At 34.6% G+C, this 6,531-nt stretch carries 14 protein-coding genes and 1 pseudogene; 8 read left to right on the forward strand and 7 right to left on the reverse strand.

Annotated features, from left to right (window positions below; translation table 11 throughout):
- Positions 1 to 37 precede the first annotated feature (37 nt).
- Positions 38 to 601 carry a beta-class carbonic anhydrase gene (locus KI356_RS20665; protein ID WP_002123311.1) on the forward strand — a complete coding sequence of 188 codons (564 nt, stop codon included), beginning with the start codon at positions 38 to 40 and terminating at the stop codon, positions 599 to 601.
- Here KI356_RS20665 and yidD read toward each other — a convergent pair.
- Positions 598 to 834: a membrane protein insertion efficiency factor YidD gene (gene yidD, locus KI356_RS20670; RefSeq protein ID WP_000809328.1), complete on the reverse strand. Its 237-nt coding sequence runs from the start codon at positions 832 to 834 to the stop codon at positions 598 to 600. The genes KI356_RS20665 and yidD overlap by 4 nt on opposite strands.
- A gap of 128 nt (positions 835 to 962) precedes the next feature.
- Between yidD and luxS the strand changes: the two genes are divergently transcribed.
- Positions 963 to 1,436: an S-ribosylhomocysteine lyase LuxS gene (luxS, locus tag KI356_RS20675; protein WP_001141369.1), complete on the forward strand. Its 474-nt coding sequence runs from the start codon at positions 963 to 965 to the stop codon at positions 1,434 to 1,436.
- A gap of 108 nt (positions 1,437 to 1,544) precedes the next feature.
- Entirely contained in the window at positions 1,545 to 1,805 is a 261-nt protein-coding gene (locus tag KI356_RS20680) for a hypothetical protein (RefSeq protein ID WP_002123307.1), read from the forward strand.
- Positions 1,806 to 1,838: 33 nt separating this feature from the next.
- Here the strand turns inward: KI356_RS20680 and KI356_RS20685 are convergent, their stop codons facing one another.
- On the reverse strand, positions 1,839 to 2,078 hold the full coding sequence (locus KI356_RS20685; protein WP_128282925.1) for a hypothetical protein: 240 nt from the start codon (positions 2,076 to 2,078) through the stop codon (positions 1,839 to 1,841).
- A 27-nt stretch (positions 2,079 to 2,105) separates the two neighbouring features.
- A complete protein-coding gene (locus tag KI356_RS20690; protein WP_128282926.1) occupies positions 2,106 to 2,339 on the reverse strand; it encodes a DUF3953 domain-containing protein in 234 nt (77 codons plus the stop codon).
- A 103-nt stretch (positions 2,340 to 2,442) separates the two neighbouring features.
- Here KI356_RS20690 and KI356_RS20695 point away from each other — a divergent pair, with 103 nt between their 5' ends.
- Entirely contained in the window at positions 2,443 to 2,601 is a 159-nt protein-coding gene (locus KI356_RS20695) for a hypothetical protein (RefSeq protein ID WP_212936313.1), read from the forward strand.
- Between the two features lie 88 nt (positions 2,602 to 2,689).
- Here KI356_RS20695 and KI356_RS20700 read toward each other — a convergent pair whose 3' ends face one another.
- Genes KI356_RS20700 through ytzI form a run of 3 tightly spaced genes read right to left on the reverse strand, consistent with a single transcriptional unit; the run spans position 2,690 to position 3,314 of the window.
- On the reverse strand, positions 2,690 to 2,920 hold the full coding sequence (locus KI356_RS20700; protein ID WP_212936314.1) for a YczI family protein: 231 nt from the start codon (positions 2,918 to 2,920) through the stop codon (positions 2,690 to 2,692).
- Between the two features lie 12 nt (positions 2,921 to 2,932).
- The gene (locus tag KI356_RS20705; protein WP_212936315.1) at positions 2,933 to 3,163 is read right to left on the reverse strand and encodes a DUF3953 domain-containing protein; all 231 of its coding nucleotides are present in this window, start codon (positions 3,161 to 3,163) and stop codon (positions 2,933 to 2,935) included.
- A gap of 1 nt (position 3,164) precedes the next feature.
- Positions 3,165 to 3,314, reverse strand: a complete 150-nt coding sequence (gene ytzI / locus KI356_RS20710) for a YtzI protein (protein WP_212936316.1) — start codon at positions 3,312 to 3,314, stop codon at positions 3,165 to 3,167.
- Between the two features lie 83 nt (positions 3,315 to 3,397).
- On the opposite strand from ytzI, the gene KI356_RS20715 reads away from it, so the two are divergent.
- The 3 genes and pseudogenes from KI356_RS20715 to KI356_RS28270 form a co-directional block, all read left to right on the forward strand.
- Positions 3,398 to 3,715: a hypothetical protein gene (locus KI356_RS20715; protein ID WP_002089150.1), complete on the forward strand. Its 318-nt coding sequence runs from the start codon at positions 3,398 to 3,400 to the stop codon at positions 3,713 to 3,715.
- Between the two features lie 84 nt (positions 3,716 to 3,799).
- Complete coding sequence (gene mutTA, locus KI356_RS20720; RefSeq protein ID WP_002015736.1) at positions 3,800 to 4,279, forward strand: antimutator 8-oxo-(dGTP/GTP)ase; 480 nt, start codon at positions 3,800 to 3,802, stop codon at positions 4,277 to 4,279.
- A 113-nt stretch (positions 4,280 to 4,392) separates the two neighbouring features.
- Positions 4,393 to 4,479, forward strand: a pseudogene (locus KI356_RS28270) (DUF3267 domain-containing protein); the annotation flags it as partial.
- Here KI356_RS28270 and KI356_RS20725 read toward each other — a convergent pair.
- Complete coding sequence (locus KI356_RS20725; RefSeq protein WP_212936317.1) at positions 4,466 to 5,143, reverse strand: HAD family hydrolase; 678 nt, start codon at positions 5,141 to 5,143, stop codon at positions 4,466 to 4,468. The pseudogene KI356_RS28270 and the gene KI356_RS20725 sit on opposite strands and share 14 nt — an antisense overlap.
- Positions 5,144 to 5,236: 93 nt before the next feature.
- On the opposite strand from KI356_RS20725, the gene KI356_RS20730 reads away from it, so the two are divergent.
- Positions 5,237 to 6,346, forward strand: coding sequence for a recombinase family protein (locus tag KI356_RS20730; RefSeq protein WP_212936318.1), 1,110 nt, complete (start codon positions 5,237 to 5,239; stop codon positions 6,344 to 6,346).
- The last annotated feature ends 185 nt before the right edge of the window (positions 6,347 to 6,531 follow it).

Raw genomic sequence — 6,531 nt, forward strand, 5'->3', positions numbered from 1 at the left:
TATGTAATGTAAATGAGAGAAAAGAGGGTTCTTTACTATGAAGTCATTAGAAGAGATTTTACAATACAATGAAAAATTCGTTGAAGAGAAAAAATACGAAGAGTATGAAACAGGAAAATTTCCAAATAAAAAAATGGTAATTATCTCTTGTATGGATACTCGTCTTGTTGAACTATTACCGAAAGCGATGAATATGCGTAACGGTGATGTGAAAATTATTAAAGTAGCAGGCGCTGTTATTTCACATCCATTCGGAAGTATTATGCGTAGTATTTTAGTTGCTGTATACGAACTTGGTGCCGAAGAAGTATGTGTAGTTGGTCACCATGATTGTGGTATGGCAAAAATTCAAGCAAGCAGTACGATTGAGAAGATGAAAGAGCGCGGTATAACAGAAGAGAAATTAGATACACTTCGTTACTCTGGAATCGATTTAGAACAATTCTTGCGCGGCTTCTCTAGTGTAGAAGAAAGTGTAGAACATAGCGTATCAGTACTTCGCAACCATCCGTTACTTCCGGAAGAGGTACCTGTTCACGGTCTTGTTATAGATCCTGACACAGGAAAATTAGATTTAGTTGTGAATGGTTACGACAATTAAGAATTTACTTTGTCATCCTTTTTATCTGGGACAGGATCAAATCCTCCTGGATGGAAAGGGTGGCATTTTAATATGCGCTTACATGTAAGCCAAAATCCTTTGAGTGCACCGTGTTTTTGAAACGCTTCTAATCCATAATGAGAGCAAGTCGGATGAAAGCGACATGTTGGTGGTGTCATTGGAGAAATGAACTTTTGATAAAAGCGTATAATACCGATAAAAATCTGTTTCATAATGGGCTCCTTTTCAGCATAGTCTTAAAGTATTATAGCACGACCGTACATAATTCTTTACTAATGTCGATTTCCGTTATATCATATTGGATATAACGGAATTAAATTAAAAGCGGGAGAGATGTTGTATGCCATCAGTAGAAAGCTTTGAATTAGACCATACGATTGTAAAGGCGCCTTATGTAAGACATTGCGGAGTTCACAATGTAGGTAGTGACGGTATTGTAAATAAATTTGATATTCGTTTTTGCCAACCGAATAAACAAGCAATGAAACCAGATGTTATTCATACGTTAGAGCATTTATTAGCATTTAATTTACGTAAATATATTGATCGTTATCCGCATTTTGATATTATCGATATTTCACCAATGGGCTGCCAAACAGGATATTATCTTGTTGTAAGCGGGACACCAACAGTTCGTGAAATCATTGATTTATTAGAACTAACATTAAAAGATGCGGTTCAAATTACAGAAATTCCAGCTGCAAATGAAACACAATGTGGCCAAGCGAAGCTTCACGATTTAGAAGGAGCAAAACGCTTAATGAACTTCTGGTTAAGCCAAGATAAAGATGAACTTGAGAAAGTGTTTGGATAAAGTGAAACTGCCTGTGAAAGGGCAGTTTTTTTATTTGTAAAAGAGAAAAGTACAAATTTTATATAAAAACAATGAGTGTGCTAAACTAATGAAAAAGGAGTGATGGTAATGAATTGGAGTGAAATAAGAACCAAATATCCGGATACTCTTGTATTAGTAGAAGCTGTTTCAGTTTATTCAAAAGGGAATAAACGTATGATTCAGGAAATGTCAGTAGTAGATGAATATAATAGTACAGAAAGTGCATGGGCTGCATATAAGAAAATACATCGCGATTTTCCACAAAGGGAATTTTACATTTTTCATACAAGGAAAGAAGAGATTGAAGTAGAAGAACAACGATTTAGCGGAGTACGTGGGAGAGCATGAAAATTCGAATGTTTTTAAACATATAATCCTCCTTTAAAAGAACAGTATAAATGGAATAACAAAAACAATCGTAAAAAGACTTAACCCGATGCTAATAACCCCAATTTGCTTTTGCTGTTTTTGAATCGTCTCAATTCCTACTAAAATGCCATATAAACTAAAGAGGAACAAAATGATAGGTGAAAAGATTTGAAAGTTCATTGTAAATAAGCTGTATAAACATAGAAGTAAAGTAATAACAACGATGATGAGTTGTATTTGTCTTATGTGTATTTTAGCCCTCCTTAGTAGAAAGAGAAATTACCGAGAGAAAATAATAACAATAGCAACGATTAAAGTGAATACGCCAGAAAAGAAGGAGAGTGTACTATGTACTTTCTTTTGTTTCTGTTTTTCTTCTGCGCTCATGATGAAGGTCATAATAGATAAGGCGATGAGCATATAAGGCAATGTAACAAGTGCGTCTATCAACATCCCGGATAGAGCGAGCGCGATGACGATAAGAGCCGATACAATTCGTAATGTTTTTAGCATACAAATCTCCACCTTTTTTCAAAGTTGGTCTCTATTTTATTAAGTGCTTGTAAATGCTAAATTGGTCAAAATTTCATTCTATACATAGCGAGAGTAGTTCGATATGAAAACGAAGAACATAAGAATAGAAACGAAAAAAAACGGAATGCTCATTGATTTTCGTCCGGATTTAATTTCGTTAATTCCTAGAAGAATAAAGAAACAACTAAGGGCGAATTGCGTGTATGGGAGAAGTGCGAAATTATCAGTAATAAGAGCATAAGTGCAAAGCGAGAGTATGAGAAGCGTGAGAAGTCCTAAAACAATCCGTAATCCAGTTAGCATGAAATTCCCCCTTTTAAATAGACTATTTACCGGAATATTTCTGAGAAGCTAAGAAATAAAGCACCGGCACCAGCTATGAAAGCAAGAATACCGCTAGATTTTCTGTCTTTTTTTATTTCTCCTAGTCCTATAGTGAAAGCCATCAATCCTAAGAAAATGAACATATAAGGCATCGTTTCTCTATTACCAGTAAAAAATCCATAAATTGCTACAGATAGAGCAATAAGTGAAAAAGTAATCCGCAATCCTTTTAGCATATATATACCCCTTTATTTTATATAACTACTGATGAGAACAATCCAACTGAAAGCTCCAGCAGCAATACAAATAAATCCTGTTCCTGAATCTTTTTTCTTTATTTGTTCAATTGCGATGAGAAACATTAAAGCTCCTAATAGAAATTGTGAAAGTGGTAGAAAGTTATTTTGACCTGTATAGAGCCCAATTGCCGATACAATTATCACAGTGAGTGCGATTGCGATGCGAAGTATACGAAGCATACTATGAGTCCTCCTTATTATTTTTTGAGTAAGGGTTATCTTCTGGCTTATCAACAGAATGTTTATATGCACACCCTTTATTAATCGTCATGACGGAGAGTACGAGGATGACTAGCACGATTATAATCCCAATAATTAATATTTTGAACATGAAACCCCTCCTTTTCTTTATTTTACATAATTTTGTAATTGATGAAAACAATAGAAATTAAAAGGATGAAAGAAGGGTGTTACATGGAGAATAAAAAAACATATTATATATCAGTTGGAAATGGTCAAATTTCACAAGTGAAGACGGCGGACACGTATAATTTTGAAATTTATGCAAATGACGAAGAGATTACGGAGTTAAGAGAGTATTTTGATCAAGCGTATGAAGAGGACTTAGGTTCGTATGTACGCTCCCACGTTCCATTCGTTGAGTATCATCACGATTCGAATAATGATCGATATGATGAACAACTACAAAAAGCATATAAAATGATTTATGATCTAGGGAATCATGAAACGAAAGAATTAGTCGCGCAAATGGGAATAATCAATGGATTGTAATTGGATAATATTATGCAGAAAAGCGAGAATATGCTACAATTTGTGGTAGGAAAAACTTGTAACAATCAATAGGGGAGTAATGGCATGTACAAATTTAAAGATTATTACCACAACACTGTACAATTATCGTTTGAACGTTACCCATTTTCTCCTGAACCAAAGCATGTTTGGGTTGTATGCCGGTACGGGGATCAATGGTTATTAACGCATCATTTACGCCGCGGTCTTGAATTTCCAGGTGGTAAAGTAGAACTAGGGGAAACACCGGAAGAAGCGGCAGTTCGGGAAGTTCATGAGGAAACCGGCGGCATAGTTTCTGATTTAACTTACTTAGGACAATACAAAGTATCCGGAAAAGACAAAATAATCATTAAAAACATTTATTTTGCAACAATTAGTGCGGTAGAGCAACATACGCATTACGAAGAAACGAAAGGGTCTGTTTTATTAAAAGACATTCCTGATAATATTAAAACTGATAGAAAATTTAGCTTTATTATGCGCGACGATGTATTAGCGCGTACAATGAAACATATAGAAGAAATCGGCTGTTTTACGAAGTAAAATGGCCGGTTTCTTTTTTTGTTCCAAAAAATGGTGTGAATATATCTTTACATAGATTTGGATATCTTATACAATTTTTGTAAAGATATCTTTACTTTTTGGGAGGGGAAAAGATGGATAAAATAAAAGAAACAACAGTTTCTGTTTCTATGCTTAAATTAAATGTCTATTCATTTCTTATAATATTTACTCTTGTCTTGTTTTGATCTCTGCCCCTAAAAACGAGAGGACCTCCAGTAAATCATCTACCACACGTGAATGTTCAAAGTCATCCCAAAATGAATCTCTCTTCCAAACGCCAAGAATGCCTATTTGTTCAGCTCCTATTACGTCATTCTCTGGATGATCTCCAACGTAAATACATTCTTCGGCCTTAACATTTAGCTTTTGGAGAGCTCGTTTGAAAATCTCGGGATGTGGTTTTTTAATTCCTGCAGCTTCTGAAACGAGAATTGTATTTGTATACGTATGTATGTTTAAGGCGCGAAGGTTGTTCATTTGAAAATCAGTAAAGCCGTTTGTAATAATACCGATTTTTATATTTTGCTGAGTTAGTCGTTGAAGTAATTCATGCATGTTTGGGAAAGGAATACAGTGATGTTGAAAGTTTGTAGTGTAGTCATGCAGCAGTTGATCTTGTGTTAAAGTAGTAAGGTTGTATTCGCAGAGGAGAATGGCATATACCTTATCTTTCCACGTATATCCATTATTGTCGAGTTCAAGAAAACGAGAGCAATACTCGGATTTTTCTACTTTTATCAAATGAGAGGCGAAGCGATCATATTGATCACAGATAAATCGCACTAAAGATTGACGACGATCTAATAGTGTCCCATCTAAATCGAATAGCACCGCACGAATCATATGTAACCTCCTCAAAGCTTTTATAAATAATTATCGCATATTTGTGAAAAAATGATTATCATATTTTTGTAGACTGTAACGACGGAGGTTCAAATGAAAGAACTGTATGGGAAGTTAGCATGTTTTATAATTTTAATTAGCTTTGTAGCTGGATGCGATATGGCGGAGAAAACTTCGAAAAGAGAGAAAAAAGATGTGTGTGAAACGACAGAAGACTGCACACAAATAGGCGATAAGATGCTTCAGAAAGTATATAAAAAGATAGATGGACTTTCAGAACTTGAAGTACTAGAGGATTATGATTTAGAAGGACATTCAAGTAACGATATGAAAGAAGCAGAAATGAAAAAAGAGGATGATGAAAATTATTTCTTTTTAGCTTCTTATTATATTGATGGTGATGAAATTATAGATCCTTATTTCGATAAACTAGATCGCAAACGATTGAATAAGGCTTTTGCGGAGGATAAGGACGCGAAAGAAGAAGTATTAAAGCAACGTCAAGATAGGGATTATCATGAATCGTTATGGAAGATGTATAGCACGCTTATTCCAGCTAAGTATCGCACTGACATAAAAGAGTTTGACATGGTAACAGATGGTTACGACGGAATTGTCGCCCACGTTATGCCGAGTATGGAGTATCCGAAAGAGTGGACCATTAGTCTAGATACGCTTGATTCTGCAGTAAATATCGATCAAGTGATGAAAACATTAATACATGAGACGGCTCATGTATTGACGCTAGGATATAAACAAATACCAGTAAATGAAAAGTACTTAAAGGCTTTTGAAGAAGATAAAGATATTTCATCATACCAAAATAAATGTAAATCTCTTTTCTTACAAGAAGGATGTGCGAAGGAGAGCTCTTATATAAATCAATTTCATAATTTGTTCTGGAAACCAATTGACCAGGAGTGGACAGAAAAGAATGTGGAAGAAAGCGAAGAAGCTCAAATTGAATTTTTTAAGGAAAAGCATGGTGAGTTTGTTTCACTGTATGGGACGACAAATGTAGCAGAGGATATTGCAGATACATTTACAGCATTTATTTTACAAGATTCCAAAAAGGTGAAAGAAGGAACAGAATTAAAATATAAAAAAATTGCCTTCTTCTATCAATTCCCCGAGCTTGTAAAAATGAGAGCGGAAGTGTTAGCGGGATTATATGATATTTCAAGGGATATAGAGCAGTCATAGTTTAGTGGTAATTATTTGTTGGTAAGTCGATAAAATTGGATTTATGTTCGATATATTTTTGGTCGATCGAATGAAAATGCGAGGACGTTCCGTTCTTTGCGTTTTTTTTTTTAGGATAAAATTGAAAATTCTGTCTTTTTTATAAAAAGAAGAAGGAACTAGCATTATAAAATAGAATTAGTATA

The sequence above is a fragment of the Bacillus hominis genome (assembly GCF_018332515.1).
Taxonomy (GTDB): Bacteria; Bacillota; Bacilli; order Bacillales; family Bacillaceae_G; genus Bacillus_A; species Bacillus_A hominis.

Coding starts and splice junctions, on each gene's coding strand:
- KI356_RS20695 (WP_212936313.1), top strand. CDS start 2,443: ATGAAAACGAAGAACATAAGAATAGAAACGAAAAAAAACGGAATGCTC.
- KI356_RS20705 (WP_212936315.1), bottom strand. CDS start 3,163: ATGCTTCGTATACTTCGCATCGCAATCGCACTCACTGTGATAATTGTA.
- mutTA (WP_002015736.1), top strand. CDS start 3,800: ATGTACAAATTTAAAGATTATTACCACAACACTGTACAATTATCGTTT.
- luxS (WP_001141369.1), top strand. CDS start 963: ATGCCATCAGTAGAAAGCTTTGAATTAGACCATACGATTGTAAAGGCG.
- ytzI (WP_212936316.1), bottom strand. CDS start 3,314: ATGTTCAAAATATTAATTATTGGGATTATAATCGTGCTAGTCATCCTC.
- KI356_RS20730 (WP_212936318.1), top strand. CDS start 5,237: ATGAAAGAACTGTATGGGAAGTTAGCATGTTTTATAATTTTAATTAGC.
- KI356_RS20715 (WP_002089150.1), top strand. CDS start 3,398: ATGGAGAATAAAAAAACATATTATATATCAGTTGGAAATGGTCAAATT.
- yidD (WP_000809328.1), bottom strand. CDS start 834: ATGAAACAGATTTTTATCGGTATTATACGCTTTTATCAAAAGTTCATT.
- KI356_RS20665 (WP_002123311.1), top strand. CDS start 38: ATGAAGTCATTAGAAGAGATTTTACAATACAATGAAAAATTCGTTGAA.
- KI356_RS20690 (WP_128282926.1), bottom strand. CDS start 2,339: ATGCTAAAAACATTACGAATTGTATCGGCTCTTATCGTCATCGCGCTC.
- KI356_RS20680 (WP_002123307.1), top strand. CDS start 1,545: ATGAATTGGAGTGAAATAAGAACCAAATATCCGGATACTCTTGTATTA.
- KI356_RS20725 (WP_212936317.1), bottom strand. CDS start 5,143: ATGATTCGTGCGGTGCTATTCGATTTAGATGGGACACTATTAGATCGT.
- KI356_RS20700 (WP_212936314.1), bottom strand. CDS start 2,920: ATGCTAAAAGGATTGCGGATTACTTTTTCACTTATTGCTCTATCTGTA.